Source organism: Streptomyces sp. XY431 (genome assembly GCF_001279805.1).
GTDB lineage: Bacteria > Actinomycetota > Actinomycetes > Streptomycetales > Streptomycetaceae > Kitasatospora > Kitasatospora purpeofusca.
Genome location: NZ_LGDO01000036.1, coordinates 21,142 through 35,363, shown reverse-complemented (window position 1 = coordinate 35,363; position 14,222 = coordinate 21,142). Strand labels below are relative to the sequence as shown.

The window sequence follows — 14,222 nt, the reverse complement described above, 5'->3', positions numbered from 1 at the left end:
GCCGGGGTGCGGGCGCCTACCGGGGCGCCCGCGCCTCGGCGGCCGCCTTCAGGTCGCCCAGCCAGGCGTCGAGTCCCGCCCGCAGGATCCCGGTCGCCAGCGGCACGTTCGCGTCGACCTGCGGCCCGGTGTGGGTCTCCTCGGTGCTCACCCGCACGCCGCCCCGCACCTTGGTGAAGTTCCAGACGTGCACACCGTCGATGTGCAGACCCTCCCCGTCCGCCGGGCCGGTCCAACGGATGCAGGAGCGGTCCTTGACCTGCCGCACGGTCGAGGTGATGTCCAGGCCGGTGGCCGGGATCCCGACCTCGGGCGGGATCGGCGTCGTCCAGTGGAACGCCGACCCGGCGCGGAACCGCCCGTGGTCGAGCCGCTCGGCGCTGCTGACCGCCCGCTGCCAGGACGGCCAGCGGTCGACGTCCGTCTGCAGCTTCCAGACCACGTCCAGCGGCGCGTTGACCACCACCTCGGTCCGGTACCGGATCTGCGCGGCGGGGTCGACCCCGACTCCACGACAGCTCAGCCCCTTGGCCGGCTTCGCGGAGTGCGCCCCGGCCGGCGCCGCCGCACCGCCGAGGAGTGCGGCCACCAGCGGGACCGTGATCGCTGCGGCCCGGATTCCAGCCCTACGCGTACCGAACATGGCATTTCCTTCCCTAGCTGTCGTCGCTGTCGTTAGAAGTTCTAACTCCTCATCGCATCAAGAGTCAATAGCTTCCGTGATACCCTCTAACTAACAGATCCGAGAGGCGACCCCCACCATGGCGAAGAGCGACCCCACCACCCCCCGCGAGCGCTACCGCACCCAGGTCCGCGCCGAGGTCATGGAACGTGCGTGGGACCAGATCGCCACCGCCGGCGCCTCCGCGCTCTCGCTCAACGCGATCGCCAAGCAGATGGGCATGAGCGGCCCCGCGCTCTACCGCTACTTCGCCAACCGGGACGAGCTCATCACCGAACTCGTCCGGGAGGCCTACCGCGACCTCGCCGACACCCTCCACGCGGCCGCCGAAACCGGCGCCGACCTGGCCGCACTCGCCCGCACCCTGCGCACCTGGGCCCTGGCCGACCCGCAGCGCTACCTGCTGCTCTACGGCACGCCCGTGCCCGGCTACGAGGCCCCCGAGGACACGAGGGCGATCTCCCAGGAGATCGCGGTCACGCTCATTGACGCCTGCGCCGCCGCCCTCCCCCAGGACGCCCCGGGGTCACCCCTCGCCACCCACCTCGCCGACCACCGCACCTGGGCCGCCGGCCACCCTGCACCGCCCGAGGCCCTCGCCCTCTTTCTCACCCTCTGGACCCGCCTGCACGGCGTCCTGTCCCTCGAACTGGCCGGCCACTTCACCGGCATGCAGTTCGACGCCGCGGTCCTCTTCGAGTCCGAACTCGCGACCCTGCTCGGCTGATTCAGCTCCTCTGCGTACCCGCCATCGGCCGCGCCCGCTCCAGCAGTTCACGCACCCGCGCGTCGCGGCGGTGCGGGCGAACCGCTGCGACCATCGCCCGAAACCGGTCGTCAGCCCGACCGGACTGCACCTGCGGGTAGTCGTCCAGGGCCAAGTGCCAGTTCTGCACGGCCTCTTCGACCCGCCCGGCTTCGACCTGCCACTCGGCCAGCATCGCCCGATGACGCACTCGGGCCCGCCGGTACACGGCGGGCCTGACCGCCACGGAGCGCTCATCGGCCGCCCGACGGCTCTCTGTGACGTGGCGCCACGGCGTCGCAGCCGACCCGGTTCGGATGCACGCTTGGGTGCAAACTGAGGACGGCACAGTTGTCGGCGAACCCGTCTCGACTCTCGCCTACACTCCCGTCCTCGTCATTGGAGCCCACCATCACCACCGAAGTCGACCCGATCATCTGGATCCATGACTCAGTCTTCGGCCTCGGGCCCTACCGCGCCGATCTCGTCGAGACGTACTGGCGCTGGGAGCAGGATCCGGCGCTGCTCGTGGGGTACGGGCGGCAGCAGCCGGAGTCGCTGGAGGCCCGCGTGGAGGGGATGGCGGCGCAACTCCGGGGGGACAACATCCGGTTCACCGTCTACGACCTCGCGGGCGACGCCGCCGTACCGGTCGGCGTCGCCACGCTGCTGCCGGACCCCGCTGTCCGCACGGCCGAGTACGTGGTGATACTGGCGCCCGAGGCGCGGGGGCGGGGGCTGGGGGCGGCGGCGACCCGGCTCGTGCTGGACTACGCGTTCCACATCACCAATCTGCGCATGGTCTGGCTCAAGGTACTGGCGCCCAACCGGCCTGCGGTCCGCGCTTACGAGAGGGCGGGGTTCCGGACCGTCGGCGCCTTGCGGGAAGCGGGGTACTGGCTCGGGGAGGTCTGCGACGAGGTGGTCATGGATGCCCTCGCTGCGGAATTCGCCGGGCCGTCGGTGGTGGCACCCCTGACAAAGTGCTGATGGGTCGTCATCCAACGCTCACTCGAGTGCTGGTGGCCGTGTCGTCGGCCTTGACTGCGGTGGGCCGGGTCCACCAGGGTGTGGTCCACTCCCTCGCACCGCTGCCCCGATCGGTACTCCCCCACCTGGAGACGGCATGCGTGCGACCGTTCATCACCGACCCGGCCGCGGACGTGGACGCGGCGGGCCTTCCGTCGGGCTCGCGGTCGCCGCGCTCCTGGCGGCGGCTTCCGGTGTCGGGTTCGCCGCCGGGGCGGCGGATCCGCTGCCGAGGGTCGAGCTGGTCCTCAACGGGGCGTTCGACTCGTACCCGTGGATGTGGACCTGCGACGGGGACGTCCGGCGCAGCAGCATCCCGCACGACCACTATGTGTCGGGCCGTCCGACTGCCGACAGCACTGCGCGGTGTTCCCAGCGGGTTCGGGTCCTGCCGGACTCCAGCTATCTGCTGTCCGCCACGGTGCGCGGGCCGTTCGCCTTCGTCGGCGTCACGGGGGTGGCCGGTGAGAACGCCTCGACCTGGTCGGGGCAGGGCGATTGGAACGATCTGTCGGTGCGGGTGAGCACCGGGCCGGACACCACCGAGCTGACGGTGTACTTCCACGGCTGGTACGAGCAGGCCTCCTACGACGTGCGGCGGGTTTCCCTCACCGGTCCCGGGTACGAGCCGCGTCCGTGCGGCGAGCCGGGCGGCCCGGCGCCGACGGCCACCGACGGCCCCGGCTCACCCTCACCCACACCGTCGCCCACCTGCTGGCGGACGTACATCCCCTGACCGGTCCCGCAGGGTTCAGGAGGCGGGGCGGCGGCGGTGGGCGCGCTGGCGGCAGGTGGTGCCGCAGTAGCGGGCCGGGCGGCCGGTGGGGTGGACGGTGAGGGCGGCTCCGCACTCCTCGCAGACCGGGGCGGGGGCGTGGAGTGACCCCCGGCTGTCACGGAACGAGCGGCCTTCCGTGACAGCCGGGGCGGAGGGGCGGAGGCCGTCCAGGGTCAGCCGGACGAGCCGGAGCCCGGCCGCGCGGTCGTGGCGGGCCGTCAGCATCGAGGCACACCCCACGACGACGGCCACCACGTCCTCGGGGCCGAGGTCGGGCCGGACGCCGCCGGCCCGCTGCGCGGCGTGCAGCAGCGTCTCCAGGAGGTGGCGGAACCGCGCCACCGCGGCCGTCAGGACCGGGCGCGGCCAGCTCGCGTCGGTCGACAGCACGTCGCAGACGGTCGCACGGTTGCGCGAGGTGTCGACCACGTCCAGGAGGAACCCGAAGAAGGCCTCGGCGGGCGCGGACCGGGCGGTCCGTCGCTCGCCGGAGGCGATCAGCTCGCCCAACTGCTGGACGACCACCGCCTCGACGAGGGCGTGCTTGGTCGGGAAGTGCCGGTACACCGTGCCGGCGCCGACACCCGCCCGGCGGGCGATGTCGCCGAGCGGGACATCGAGCCCCCGCTCCGCGAACGCCTCGCCCGCCGCCGACAGCACCCTGGCCCGATTGCGGCGGGCGTCGCTCCGGTCGCCCGCGCCGATCACCGTCGTCATGTCACGAAACCCCTTGTCCCCCCGGAGCCAAACGGGTTGGAGTATCCCAGATCCCCGGGGTGAAGCACAGACCGGGGCGAGGGAGGACGACATGACCACCGAACCGAACGACACCGCCTGGAGCGTCGTCGCCGTGACCGGCGCCACCGGCAAGCAGGGCGGGGCGACGGCCCGGCGGCTGCTCGCCGCCGGACGTCCGGTGCGCGCGCTGGTGCGGGACGCCTCGGCGCCCGCCGCCGTGGCACTCGCGGAGGCCGGGGCCGAGCTGGTGCTCGCGGACCTCGACGACCCGGCGAGCCTCGGCCCGGCCCTGGCCGGTGCCGGTGCGCTGTTCGCCGTGCCGCCGGTGGCCTACGGGTCGGCGCGCATCGACGAGGAGCTGGAAGTCGCCCGCGGCCGGGCCCTGGCCGACGCGGCCGAGGCCGCGGGCGTGCGCCAGGTGGTGTTCACCGGCGTCGCCTCGACCACCGGCGCGGCGTTCGCGGCCCCCGGGAAGCGCCGCACCGAGCAGTATCTGCGCGAGCGGATCGAGCGGGTGACGGTGCTGCGGCCGGTGCGGTTCATGACGAACTACCTCGGGGTGGCCGGAGTCGGCTTCGACGGGTTCACGGACGGGGTCCACCGGCACCTCTTCCCGCCGGACGAGCCCCTCCAGATCATCGCCCTCGAGGACATCGCCGAGTTCGCCGCCCTGGCCTTCGAACAGCCGGACCGGTTCGCCGGCCGGACGCTGGAGCTGGCCGGTGACGCCCCGACCCCGGTCGAGGCCGTCGCCGCGATCGCCGCCGCGACCGGGAGGGCGCTGCGCTACGAGCAGATCGGCCACGAGGAGGCCGCCGCGCTGCACCCCGGACTCGCCGAAGTCCGCCGCCAGTGGGCCGAGGGCCACCGCTGGCGGGCCGACCTCGAGGCACTGCGGGTGGTCCACCCCGGCCTGCGCACCCTCGGCGACTGGCTCGCCGAGGGCGGCGCCGCCGCGCTGCGCGCCCGGTTCGACGCCGCGGACACTGCGGGACCGACGGCCTGAGCACCCGTCAGGGCCTGCTCAGGGAAGCTCGAACAGCGCTTCCGGGGCCGGTCCGAGTGACGGTGCGAGGACGGCGCGGAGCTCCTGGACGGCGCGGCGCCAGGCGGGGCCGTCCTCGGTCTCGTCCCAGAGCTCGGCAAGCTCGGACTCCTCGGCGACCACCCGGTCCAGGGCCGCCACGGCGAGCGGCCGCAGGTCGGCGGGAAGGACCGGGAGGGGCTGGTCGGGACCGTAGGCGGTGGTGACCGGCTCACCGCCGGGGCACTGGGCCGCGACGAGGGCGGCCGAGGCCACGGCCTCCACCGCCTCGTCGAAATCGAGGTACTCCTCGGCTCCCGTGTCGGCGGCCAGTGCCAGCGCACGGCGGACCAGTCCCTCCCGTTCACCCGCGGCAGCCTCGTCGAGGCTGCCGCAGAAGTCCGCCGCGGTGTCGTTGTCGAAGTGTCCGATGTCCCAGGTACCCACAGTGCTCTCCTCAGCTCGTTCGTGGGGATCATGGCACCGACCACCGACATCACGCGGGCTCAGCCCCCGGCGGCCTCCGCGATGCGGGCCTCCAGGGCGGCGGCCAGGGACTCGACGGCGGCCGGGGTGAAGGCGTGCTCGTTGTAGCGGAGCCAGCAGACCAGGGAGCCGTCGGGCTGTTCGGTGGCGGCGAGTTCGGGGACGTGCCGGTCGCCGCCGGGGAGGGGGTAGGGGACGGTGGCGCCGCGCGGGACCTCCCAGGCGGTGCAGGCGAGGCCGGGGAGCTGGGCGGGGGCGTTCCAGCTCTCGTAGCGGAGCCAGGCGGCGAACGGCACCAGCGGGCTGAACTCCGCGAAGGGGTAGAGCTGGTGGTCCAGGGCCGCGGTGGCGGTGGCGCGGACGCGGGCGAGGAGTTCGGCGAAGCCGGGCGCGCCGGAGGCGTCGACCCGCAGCAGGAGGGACTGCACGAAGCAGCCGACGGCCTGTTCGGCCTCGGGCGTGGTGCGACCGGGGACGGGCGTCATCAGGACCAGGTCGTCCTGGCCGCTGCGCTCCGCCAGCAGGCCGAGCCAGACCGCGGCGAGGGCCTGGAACGGGGTCGCCCCGGCCTCGGCGGCCCGGGCGCGGAGGGCGGCGGCCCGGTCGGCGGGGACGGTGAGCCGGTGGGCGGCGCTGAGCACGGTCTCGGTGTCGGCGCGGCCCGGGAAGGGGTGCACCGCCTCCGGCGCGCCGGCCAGGGTGCGGGCGAAGTGCGCGCGCGAGACGGGCCAGTTGGCGTTGGACCGGGAGACCAGCTCGCCGAGCGTCGGCATCGGCCGGGGCGGGGGCGCGGGGCGGCCGCGGCGCAGCGCCGAGTAGATGACGCCGAGGTCGCGCAGCAGCACGCCGACCGACCAGCCGTCGCCGACGATGTGGTGGACGGCGAGCAGCACCGCGTGGTCGTCGGCGCCCCGGCTGACCACGGCGAGGCCGGTCATCGGGCCCTCGCCGACGTCGGTGAGCCGGTCCCGGACGGCGATCAGCCGGGCCGACACCTCGTCGTCGCTCTCGCCCGGGGCGTCGACCAGGATGGCCTCCACCTGGGCCTCGGGGTCGACGACGGCGCGCCGGACGCCCGGCAGGGCGCCGGGCACGGGCACGAAGCGGGTGCGCAGTGCGGGGTGGCGACGCACCGCCTCGTACAGGGCCTCGGTCAGCAGGGCCGGGTCCAGTGCTTCGGTGACGCGGAACATCACGGCGACCGAGCCGACGTTGCGGCCCTCGGCCTCGGCCATCCAGCGCAGGAAGTTCTCCTGCTGGGAGGTGAGCGGGACGTCGTGGGGCTGGGCGCGCAGGTCGCGCAGGAACGGGGAGAGCGCGGAGTCGTCCACCGGGGGCGCGGCCTCGGCGGTCCTGGGCGCGGTGGCGACCCAGGCGGCCTGGGCGCGCAGCGAGGGACGTTCGAAGGCCAGGGCCGTGCCGGCGGCGACGCCGAACTCGGCGGAGACGGCGGCGGCGAGCTGGACGGCGCGGAAGGAGTCGCCGCCGAGCGCGAAGAACTCGTCCTCGACGGCCGCGACCGGCCGGCCGAGCACCTTGCGCCAGACGGCGGCGAGGGCGAGTTCGGTGCCGGTGGTGGGCGGGGTGCCGGCCGGTGCCTCGGCGGGGCTGTCGAAGCGTGCCCGGAGTTCGTGCTTGACGACCTTGCCGCTGGGGTTCCGGGGCAGCCGGTCGGTGAGCAGGATCCGGACCGGCAGTTCGGCCCGGCCGAGGCGGGCGGCGAGGAAGAGCCGCAGTTCGTCGAGGTCCAGGCCGTCGGCGGCGGGCACGACCGCGGCCACCGGCACGGCGCCCATGACGGGGTGCGGGAGGCCGAGCGCGGCCGCGTCGGCGACCTGCGGGTGGGCGTGCAGGACGTCCTCGATGCGCAGCGTGGAGACCTTGAGGGCGCCGGACTTGATGATGTCGCTCTCCCGGTCGACCAGGTGGAGGTAGCCGTCGGCGTCGAGCCGGCCGAGGTCTCCCATCCGCACCCAGCCGTCGCGGAAGACGGCGGCCGTGGCCTGCGCGCCGGCCGTGTAGCCGCGCGGGGGTCCGGGCTGGCGCAGCCAGACCTCGCCGACGGTGCCCGTCTCGACCGGCTGCCCGTCCTGGTCGAGCAGCCGCAGGTCGGCCGGGTTGGCGGGGCGGCCGACCGAGCCGGGCCGGCGGGCGTCGACGACGGCGGATATCTGGGCGGGCGACGCCTCGGCGGAGGTGTAGGTGTTGACCAGGGTCGCGGTCGGCAGGGCTGCGCGCAGGGCGGCGGCGACGGGGGCGGGCAGGGCGGCGGCGGAGGAGCTGATCAGCAGGACGCTGCTCAGGTCGTGCCGTCCGACCGCACCGGAGTTGAGCAGTTCGACGGCCATCGAGGGCACCAGGAAGACGGTGCCGGCGCGGTGTTCGGCGACGGTCCGCCCGAACTCCTCGGCGTCGAAGCGCGGCAGGCAGATCGTGGCGGGCGCGGCGACCAGCGCGTTGACCAGCACCACCTGGGCCGCGTTGGTGCCGATCGGGAAGGCGTGCACGGCGTGCGCGGAGTGGGCGTAGGGGCGCGGGCGCGGGTCGAGCCGCTGGCCGGCGGTCAGGCTGGCGTGGGCGGCGTGCACGCCCTTGGGCGCGCCGGTGGTGCCGGAGGTGCCGATGACCTGGGCGAGGTCGCCGGGGGCGGGGCGGTGCGGCGGTTCCTGCGCGCCGTCGCCGTTGCCGTCACCGTCGCCGTTGCCGTCGGCCTCCAGTCCGGCCAGCGGCAGGCAGCGGACGTCGGCCGCGGCGGCCCGCTCGTCCTCGTCGGCGGCGGCCACCGCGAGCACCACCCCGCTGTCGCCCGCCAGCCGCGCGGTGTCCTCGGCACTCAGGTCCTCGCGGACGACGACCGCCGCCGCGCCCGCGTAGTGGGTGGCCAGGAAGGCCACCGCATAGGCGTCCCAGGACCGGTTGGGGAAGAGCAGCAGCACCCGCTCGCCCGGCCGGACGCCCGCCCGGGCGAGCCCGTGGGCGGCGCGCACCGCCCGCTCCCGCCACGTCCGGTAGTCGAGTGCCGGGCGGCCGGGGGCGATCAGCGCGGGCCGGTCCGGGTGCCGGGCGGCCCGGTCGTCGAGCAGGTCGGTCAGGGTGAGCGCGTCGGGCGTCCCGGGTGCCGAAGCGGCGGCGGTGGGAACGGCACTGACGGTGGATCGGGTGCTGATGACGACTCCCGGAAGTGGCCAGGACGGGGCGCGGCCGATCGGCCGGACGGGTGGCTGGTCCAGACCGTAGCGGCTGGGTACCGTCCCCCGCCAGAGTCGTCCGTCCCCGGACCGCCGGGTCCGACCGCCGGGTCCGACCGCCGACCGGTCCAGGACTTCCACTGACGGTCTCCGACCGTGACCGCCGACCGCGGTCGCGGAGCGTAACCGCCGGGCGGGCCCCCGAGGGAGGGATCCGGGAGCGGCCCGGGGAGTAGCCCGGCGCGGTCGGGGCAGGCGGGAGCCCGGACGGCCCGCACCGCGGCGGTCGGCGTCTGGACGTGCCGTGCCGCGCGGTTCGGGCGATCATGAGGGAACGTGCCTCGAAAGGTGGAATGCGATGTTCCAGCTCCTGTGGATTCTGCTCATCGGCTTCGTGCTCGGTGTGATCGCCAAGCTGATCCTGCGCGGCCCGCAGGCCATCCCGTGGTGGCTGACCATGCTGCTCGGCGCGGCCGGGGCCTGGCTGGGCAACGCGGTCGCCGGGTGGGTCGGTGTCCGGAACACCTCCGGCATCGACTGGATCCGCCATCTGCTCCAGCTCGCCTTCGCGATCGGCCTGATCGGCATCGTCGCCCCCGCCTGGAGTTCCCGCCGGTCCAGGTGACCGGCGGTCCGGCCCCGGGCCGGGTGACCGACGGCGACCGTGCCCGGCCCAGCGGGCCAAGGGCGCTCCGGGTCCGGAGGGTGGTCCGGCGCGGCGCTGTTCGAAGCGGCGCGGCTAGACTCGCACGGCCGTCGCAGCCCGACGGCCGTGCCGCCGAACTCGCGAGGGAACAGAACATGGTCGAGGCCGCCCCGAAGGTCGTTGTGGTCGTGCCCACCTACAACGAGCGGGAGAACCTTCCGGTCCTCGCCGGCCTGCTGGCCGGGCTCGACCTGCCGAACCTGCATCTGCTGGTCGTCGACGACAACTCCCCCGACGGCACCGGCGAGGTGGCCGACAAGCTGGCCGCCGAGTCCGAGGGCCGGGTCTCGGTGCTGCACCGCACCGAGAAGGACGGCCTCGGCCGCGCCTACGTGGCCGGCATGACCCGGGCCCTGGAGGACGACGCGGACGTGGTCGTCCAGATGGACGCCGACCTGTCCCACCCGGCCGCCGTCCTGCCGCTGATGGTGGAGACCCTGCTGGCCGACGACACGGCCGTGGTGCTCGGCTCCCGGTACGTGCCCGGCGGGTCGACCGCCGAGGAGTGGCCGTGGCACCGCAAGGCGCTCTCCGCCTGGGCCAACCTCTATGTGAACACCATCCTCGGCCTGGGCGTGCGGGACGCCACCGCCGGTTTCAAGGCCTGGAAGGCGCAGACCCTGCGGGCCATCGACCTGCCGTCGGTGCACAGCAACGGCTACTCGTTCCAGGTCGAGCTGAACCACCGGGTGGTGCGCCAGGGGCTCACCATCAAGGAGGTGCCGATCCGCTTCGAGGAGCGGGTCGAGGGCGCGTCCAAGATGAGCCTCGGGGTGCAGGTGGAGTCGGCGCTCGCGCCGTGGAAGCTGCTGCGCGAGGGGCGCGGCAAGCAGTAGCCCTCGCCCGGTGCGGACCGGTACGGACCGGACAGGACCGGACCGGTGGGAGCCGGGGGACGGGGAAGGAGGTGCGCATGGCCCTGCTACCGGACTCCGTGGTCGGCCTGCTGCGCCGCGCCGCCCGTGAACCCTTCGCCGTCCAGACCGCCCGGGCGACCGTCGCCGCCACCCTCTCCTACGTGGTGGCGACCTGGCTCAGCAGCGAACCGGCCCCCCTGACGGCCCCGCTCACCGCACTGCTGGTGGTCCAGGTCACCGTCTACTCGACGCTCACCACCAGCATCCGCCGGGTGAACTCGGTGGTCGTCGGCGTGCTGATCGCGATCGGCTTCAGCGCGGTGGTCGGGCTCTCCTGGTGGAGCCTCGGACTGATCATCCTGGCCTCGCTGGTGATCGGCCGGTTCGTCCGGGTGGACGAGTTCGTCCAGGAGGTCGCGATCAGCGCGATGCTGATCCTGGGTGTCACCAAACTCGCCTCCCAGGCCTGGGACCGGGTGCTGGAGACGCTGATCGGCGCGAGCGTCGGCCTGCTGTTCAACCTGGTGTTCGCGCCGCCGGTCTGGGTGGACACCGCGGGCGAGTCGATCGAGGACCTGGCCCGCCGGGCCCGGCACCTGCTGCTCGACCTCGCCGAGCAACTGGGCCGGCCCACCGCCGTCGAGGACGCCGCCGAGCGCCTGCACGAGGCCCGCCGGCTCGATCAGGCGATCGCCGACGTCGACGCCGCGCTGCGCCAGGCCGAGGACAGCCTCCGGTTCAACCCCCGGATCAGCGAGGGACTGCTCTCCCGACTGGTGCTGCGCACCGGCCTGGACACGCTGGAGATCTGCGTGGTGGTGATCCGGGTCATCTCGCGTTCGCTCACCGACCTCGCCAAACGGCGCGGGCCCGGCGAGCCGTTGGTGGCGCCGGGCCTCGCGGTGGCGATGGAGGAGCTGCTCGCCCATGTCGGCGGCGCGCTGGTGAGTTTCGCCGTGCTGGTCACCACCCAGGTCAGCCGGAACGCCGAGGAGGCCGAGGAGCGGCTCGCCGCCGAGCTGACCGCCGCCTGGGCGAGCCGGGAGAACGTCGCCCGGCTGCTGCTGGAGCAGGTCCGCGCGGACCCGGACTCCTGGCACCTGCTCGGGTCGCTGCTGACCGAGGTCGACCGGATCCTCGACGAACTGGACCTGGAGCACCGCTCCCGGCGGCTGATGGAGGAGCTGGACCGGGCCTCGGTGGCGGGCCGGGAGCGGTTCTCCCGGCTCGGCCGGCTGCGCCGCTGGCTCCGCGGCGAGCGCCCGGTCCTCGCCCGGGTCCGCCGCCGGCGCGGGAAGCCCCCGGCGGGCGCCCGGAGCTGAGCCCGCAGCCCTTGCTCGGCCCCCGGCCCCGGTACCGGCCCCCGCTCCCGCTCCCGGTGTCTCACCCCGCCGCGGCGTCGAGCAGCCGCTGGATGTCGATCCTGCGCATCTCCAGCATCGCCGTGGTGACCCGGGCGGCCTTCGCCCGGTCCGGGTCGGCGACCAGGTCGATCAGCACCTGCGGGGTGACCTGCCAGGACAAGCCCCAGCGGTCCTTGAGCCAGCCGCAAGGACCCTCCTGGCCGCCGCCCTCCAGCAGGGCCGCCCAGAGCCGGTCCACCTCCGCCTGGTCGTCGCAGTGCACCTGGAGCGAGACCGCCTCGGTGAACGGGAAGAGCGGTCCGCCGTTGAGGGCCACGTACGGACGGCCGTCGAGTTCGAAGGCGACCGTCAGCACGGTGCCGGGTGTGCCCGGGCCGGCCTCGGTGTAGTGGGTGACGCCGGTGATCCGGGAGTTGGGGATGACCGAGGTGTAGTGGCGGACGGCTTCCTCGGCCTGGTCGTCGAACCAGAGACAGGGTGTGATCTGCTGCATGGGCCGACGGTAGCGGCGGGCCCCGGCGGGACGGCCGCGCCACGCCACGCCACGGCCGGGGGGCACCGGTTCGGTGCTCCGCCGGCCGCGGCGCGCGGGGATCCGGACTCAGTGCACCCAGCCCGCGTACCGGCGGGTGAAGCGCTGGCCGGTGGCGGCGGTGACCACCACGTCGTAGCGGCTCTGCTTGTCCAGCGGCCAGACCAGGTTGCTCTGCTTGCCCGGCCGGACCCAGACGGTCTGCGCGGTGCCGGCGAAGTCGTTCGGCACGGCGGTGAAGCAGACGTCCGTCATGCCGTCGTTGACGAGCTGGAGGGTGAGCCGCTTGGAACCGGACAGGTCGGCGGTGACGATCGGCACCGCGATGTCGTTCTGGCCGGACGGCTGCTCGGCGCCGCCCTGGCCGTCGCGGACCACGGTGCCGGCGAAGCGGCGGACGAAGCCGTCCGGGCCGTGCACGGTGAAGTCGTAGCGGCCGTTGGTCTTCGCGGCCTCCCAGACGTACGTGGCCGAGGCGCCCGGGGCCACGGTGAACGGCGTCCCGGCGAAGGGCTGGACGATGTTCGGGTAGACCGTGTACGGGAAGGCCACGCCGCCGTCGTTGCTCATCGTGCAGGTGACCCGGCCGGTGCGGCGGTCCACCTCCGCCTCGGCCCAGGGCTGGTAGGGCAGGTGGCGGTGCGGACGGTCGCCCCGCTCGGGCACCGGCATGGACTGGGCACCGACCGCGGGCAGTTGCACGCCGGGGAGCTTGGTGCCCGCGTCGGCCTTGGCCATCAGGGCGTTGGTGTCCGGCAGTTGCGGGATCGAGTGGTCCGGGGCGGCGAAGTCGAAGCAGCTGGTGAGGTCGCCGCAGACGGCGCGGCGCCAGGCGGAGATGTTGGGCTCGGCCACACCGGTGACCTGCTCCATGAAGCGCAGCACCGAAGTGTGGTCGAAGACCTGGGAGTTGACCCAGCCGCCGCGCGACCAGGGCGAGGCGACCCAGAGCGGGACGCGGTTGCCGAGGCCGATGGCACGGCCCTGGGTGAACTCCTCGGGGGTGCCCGGCTCGGGGGTGGGCGGCACCATGTGGTCGAAGTAGCCGTCGTTCTCGTCGTACATGACCAGGAAGACGGTGTGCCGCCACACGTCCGGGTTGGACATCAGCGACTGCAGGGCCTGGTTCACCCAGTGCGCGCCGTACGCCGGTCCGGCCTCCGGGTGCTCGGAGAACAGGTACGGCGCGACCAGCCAGGAGACGGTCGGCAGGGTGCCGTCCTTGCAGTGCGCGTCGAAGGCCGCCGGGTCGAACTTGGTCATCGCGTTGATGTAACGCGGGTCGTCCTTCGGGAAGTTGTGGAATTGCTTGAAGTACGAGAGCGCGTTGTCGTCGTAGTCGCCGGTGCGGTCGTCCTTGCTGGGGTTGTGGTAGACCCGCCAGGTGACGCCCGCCGACTGCAGGCGCTCGGCGTAGGTGGTCCAGTCGGCCACCGGGTTGTCTGTGACCGGGGTGTTGTCGATCCACGGGCCGGTGGTGCCGTCCCGGCCGGGCCCGGCGGTGCCGGTCCACAGGTAGAGCCGGTTGGGGTCGGTCGGCCCGGCCAGCGAGGTGAAGTAGGCGTCGCAGAGGGTGAACGCGTCGGCGAGCGCGTACTGGTAGGGGATGTCCTCGCGGGTGAAGTAGCCCATGGTGCGCTCGCCCTTGGCGGCGATCCACTTGTTCATCGCGCCGTTGTTGATGGCCTGGTGGCCGGTGGCCCAGTCGTGCGGCAGGCCGCCGGCGTTCTGCGCGTTGTACTTCGAGGTGTCCATCCGGTACGGCAGCATCACATTGCCGTCGCTGCGGCGCGGGTCGGGCTGGCGGAACACGTCGGTGCCGTCGGGGAACTGGAGCCCCTGCTTGTCGCCGAAGCCGCGCACGCCGTTCAGGGCGCCGAAGTAGTGGTCGAAGCTGCGGTTCTCCTGCATCAGCACCACGACGTGCTTGACGTCCTTGATGGTGCCGGTGAGGCGGTCCGGTGCGGCGGCGGGCCGGTCGGGTGCGGCCTGGGCCGGGGTGCCCTGGAGGCCGGTCAGGGCGGCGGCGCCGGCGGCAGCGGTGGCGCCGACGAAGGTGCGGCGGGAGAGCTCGGACATCGCGAACTGGCCTT

The 14,222-nt window shown here is 73.9% G+C and carries 15 protein-coding genes; 8 read left to right on the top strand and 7 right to left on the bottom strand.

Going from position 1 to position 14,222, the window contains the following annotated elements:
- Window positions 1-16: 16 nt before the first annotated feature.
- Complete coding sequence (locus ADK60_RS06050) at window positions 17-643, bottom strand: SRPBCC family protein (protein WP_053643853.1); 627 nt, start codon at window positions 641-643, stop codon at window positions 17-19.
- 118 nt (window positions 644-761) lie between these two features.
- Here ADK60_RS06050 and ADK60_RS06045 point away from each other — a divergent pair, with 118 nt between their 5' ends.
- A complete protein-coding gene (locus ADK60_RS06045) occupies window positions 762-1,409 on the top strand; it encodes a TetR/AcrR family transcriptional regulator (RefSeq protein WP_053643851.1) in 648 nt (215 codons plus the stop codon).
- A 1-nt stretch (window position 1,410) separates the two neighbouring features.
- On the opposite strand, the gene ADK60_RS06040 is transcribed toward ADK60_RS06045, so the two are convergent.
- Window positions 1,411-1,623: a hypothetical protein gene (locus ADK60_RS06040; protein ID WP_053643849.1), complete on the bottom strand. Its 213-nt coding sequence runs from the start codon at window positions 1,621-1,623 to the stop codon at window positions 1,411-1,413.
- Between the two features lie 82 nt (window positions 1,624-1,705).
- On the opposite strand from ADK60_RS06040, the gene ADK60_RS41525 reads away from it, so the two are divergent.
- From ADK60_RS41525 to ADK60_RS44530, 3 genes are all read left to right on the top strand, one after another.
- Complete coding sequence (locus ADK60_RS41525; RefSeq protein ID WP_234370960.1) at window positions 1,706-1,876, top strand: lasso peptide biosynthesis B2 protein; 171 nt, start codon at window positions 1,706-1,708, stop codon at window positions 1,874-1,876.
- Window positions 1,869-2,417 carry a GNAT family N-acetyltransferase gene (locus ADK60_RS06035; RefSeq protein ID WP_234370964.1) on the top strand — a complete coding sequence of 183 codons (549 nt, stop codon included), beginning with the start codon at window positions 1,869-1,871 and terminating at the stop codon, window positions 2,415-2,417. The genes ADK60_RS41525 and ADK60_RS06035 overlap by 8 nt, the downstream gene beginning before the upstream one ends.
- Before the next feature lie 136 nt (window positions 2,418-2,553).
- Window positions 2,554-3,192 carry a carbohydrate binding domain-containing protein gene (locus ADK60_RS44530; protein ID WP_053643847.1) on the top strand — a complete coding sequence of 213 codons (639 nt, stop codon included), beginning with the start codon at window positions 2,554-2,556 and terminating at the stop codon, window positions 3,190-3,192.
- A gap of 15 nt (window positions 3,193-3,207) precedes the next feature.
- On the opposite strand, the gene ADK60_RS06025 is transcribed toward ADK60_RS44530, so the two are convergent.
- A complete protein-coding gene (locus ADK60_RS06025) occupies window positions 3,208-3,951 on the bottom strand; it encodes a TetR/AcrR family transcriptional regulator (RefSeq protein WP_234370959.1) in 744 nt (247 codons plus the stop codon).
- A gap of 91 nt (window positions 3,952-4,042) precedes the next feature.
- On the opposite strand from ADK60_RS06025, the gene ADK60_RS06020 reads away from it, so the two are divergent.
- Window positions 4,043-4,978: an NmrA family NAD(P)-binding protein gene (locus tag ADK60_RS06020; protein ID WP_079008087.1), complete on the top strand. Its 936-nt coding sequence runs from the start codon at window positions 4,043-4,045 to the stop codon at window positions 4,976-4,978.
- A gap of 18 nt (window positions 4,979-4,996) precedes the next feature.
- Here the strand turns inward: ADK60_RS06020 and ADK60_RS06015 are convergent, their stop codons facing one another.
- Window positions 4,997-5,443, bottom strand: a complete 447-nt coding sequence (locus ADK60_RS06015; RefSeq protein WP_053643845.1) for a DUF4259 domain-containing protein — start codon at window positions 5,441-5,443, stop codon at window positions 4,997-4,999.
- Window positions 5,444-5,502: 59 nt separating this feature from the next.
- On the bottom strand, window positions 5,503-8,811 hold the full coding sequence (locus ADK60_RS47485) for an AMP-binding protein (RefSeq protein WP_286185256.1): 3,309 nt from the start codon (window positions 8,809-8,811) through the stop codon (window positions 5,503-5,505).
- 217 nt (window positions 8,812-9,028) lie between these two features.
- Here ADK60_RS47485 and ADK60_RS06005 point away from each other — a divergent pair, with 217 nt between their 5' ends.
- The 3 genes from ADK60_RS06005 (at window position 9,029) to ADK60_RS05995 (ending at window position 11,555) form a co-directional block, all read left to right on the top strand.
- Window positions 9,029-9,295: a GlsB/YeaQ/YmgE family stress response membrane protein gene (locus tag ADK60_RS06005; protein WP_053643843.1), complete on the top strand. Its 267-nt coding sequence runs from the start codon at window positions 9,029-9,031 to the stop codon at window positions 9,293-9,295.
- Between the two features lie 176 nt (window positions 9,296-9,471).
- Window positions 9,472-10,212, top strand: a complete 741-nt coding sequence (locus ADK60_RS06000; protein WP_045942258.1) for a polyprenol monophosphomannose synthase — start codon at window positions 9,472-9,474, stop codon at window positions 10,210-10,212.
- A 77-nt stretch (window positions 10,213-10,289) separates the two neighbouring features.
- The gene (locus ADK60_RS05995; RefSeq protein ID WP_053643841.1) at window positions 10,290-11,555 is read left to right on the top strand and encodes an FUSC family protein; all 1,266 of its coding nucleotides are present in this window, start codon (window positions 10,290-10,292) and stop codon (window positions 11,553-11,555) included.
- Between the two features lie 61 nt (window positions 11,556-11,616).
- Here ADK60_RS05995 and ADK60_RS05990 read toward each other — a convergent pair whose 3' ends face one another.
- Window positions 11,617-12,090: a VOC family protein gene (locus tag ADK60_RS05990; protein WP_053643839.1), complete on the bottom strand. Its 474-nt coding sequence runs from the start codon at window positions 12,088-12,090 to the stop codon at window positions 11,617-11,619.
- Window positions 12,091-12,198: 108 nt separating this feature from the next.
- The gene (locus tag ADK60_RS05985; protein ID WP_053643837.1) at window positions 12,199-14,208 is read right to left on the bottom strand and encodes a phosphocholine-specific phospholipase C; all 2,010 of its coding nucleotides are present in this window, start codon (window positions 14,206-14,208) and stop codon (window positions 12,199-12,201) included.
- Between the last annotated feature and the right edge of the window lie 14 nt (window positions 14,209-14,222).

Excerpts from the sequence above, each read along its gene's own strand:
- ADK60_RS06050 (WP_053643853.1), bottom strand. The coding sequence starts at position 643 with ATGTTCGGTACGCGTAGGGCTGGAATCCGGGCCGCAGCGATCACGGTC.
- ADK60_RS06045 (WP_053643851.1), top strand. The coding sequence starts at position 762 with ATGGCGAAGAGCGACCCCACCACCCCCCGCGAGCGCTACCGCACCCAG.
- ADK60_RS06040 (WP_053643849.1), bottom strand. The coding sequence starts at position 1,623 with ATGCTGGCCGAGTGGCAGGTCGAAGCCGGGCGGGTCGAAGAGGCCGTG.
- ADK60_RS44530 (WP_053643847.1), top strand. The coding sequence starts at position 2,554 with ATGCGTGCGACCGTTCATCACCGACCCGGCCGCGGACGTGGACGCGGC.
- ADK60_RS06025 (WP_234370959.1), bottom strand. The coding sequence starts at position 3,951 with ATGACGACGGTGATCGGCGCGGGCGACCGGAGCGACGCCCGCCGCAAT.
- ADK60_RS06020 (WP_079008087.1), top strand. The coding sequence starts at position 4,043 with ATGACCACCGAACCGAACGACACCGCCTGGAGCGTCGTCGCCGTGACC.
- ADK60_RS06005 (WP_053643843.1), top strand. The coding sequence starts at position 9,029 with ATGTTCCAGCTCCTGTGGATTCTGCTCATCGGCTTCGTGCTCGGTGTG.
- ADK60_RS06000 (WP_045942258.1), top strand. The coding sequence starts at position 9,472 with ATGGTCGAGGCCGCCCCGAAGGTCGTTGTGGTCGTGCCCACCTACAAC.
- ADK60_RS05995 (WP_053643841.1), top strand. The coding sequence starts at position 10,290 with ATGGCCCTGCTACCGGACTCCGTGGTCGGCCTGCTGCGCCGCGCCGCC.
- ADK60_RS05990 (WP_053643839.1), bottom strand. The coding sequence starts at position 12,090 with ATGCAGCAGATCACACCCTGTCTCTGGTTCGACGACCAGGCCGAGGAA.
- ADK60_RS05985 (WP_053643837.1), bottom strand. The coding sequence starts at position 14,208 with ATGTCCGAGCTCTCCCGCCGCACCTTCGTCGGCGCCACCGCTGCCGCC.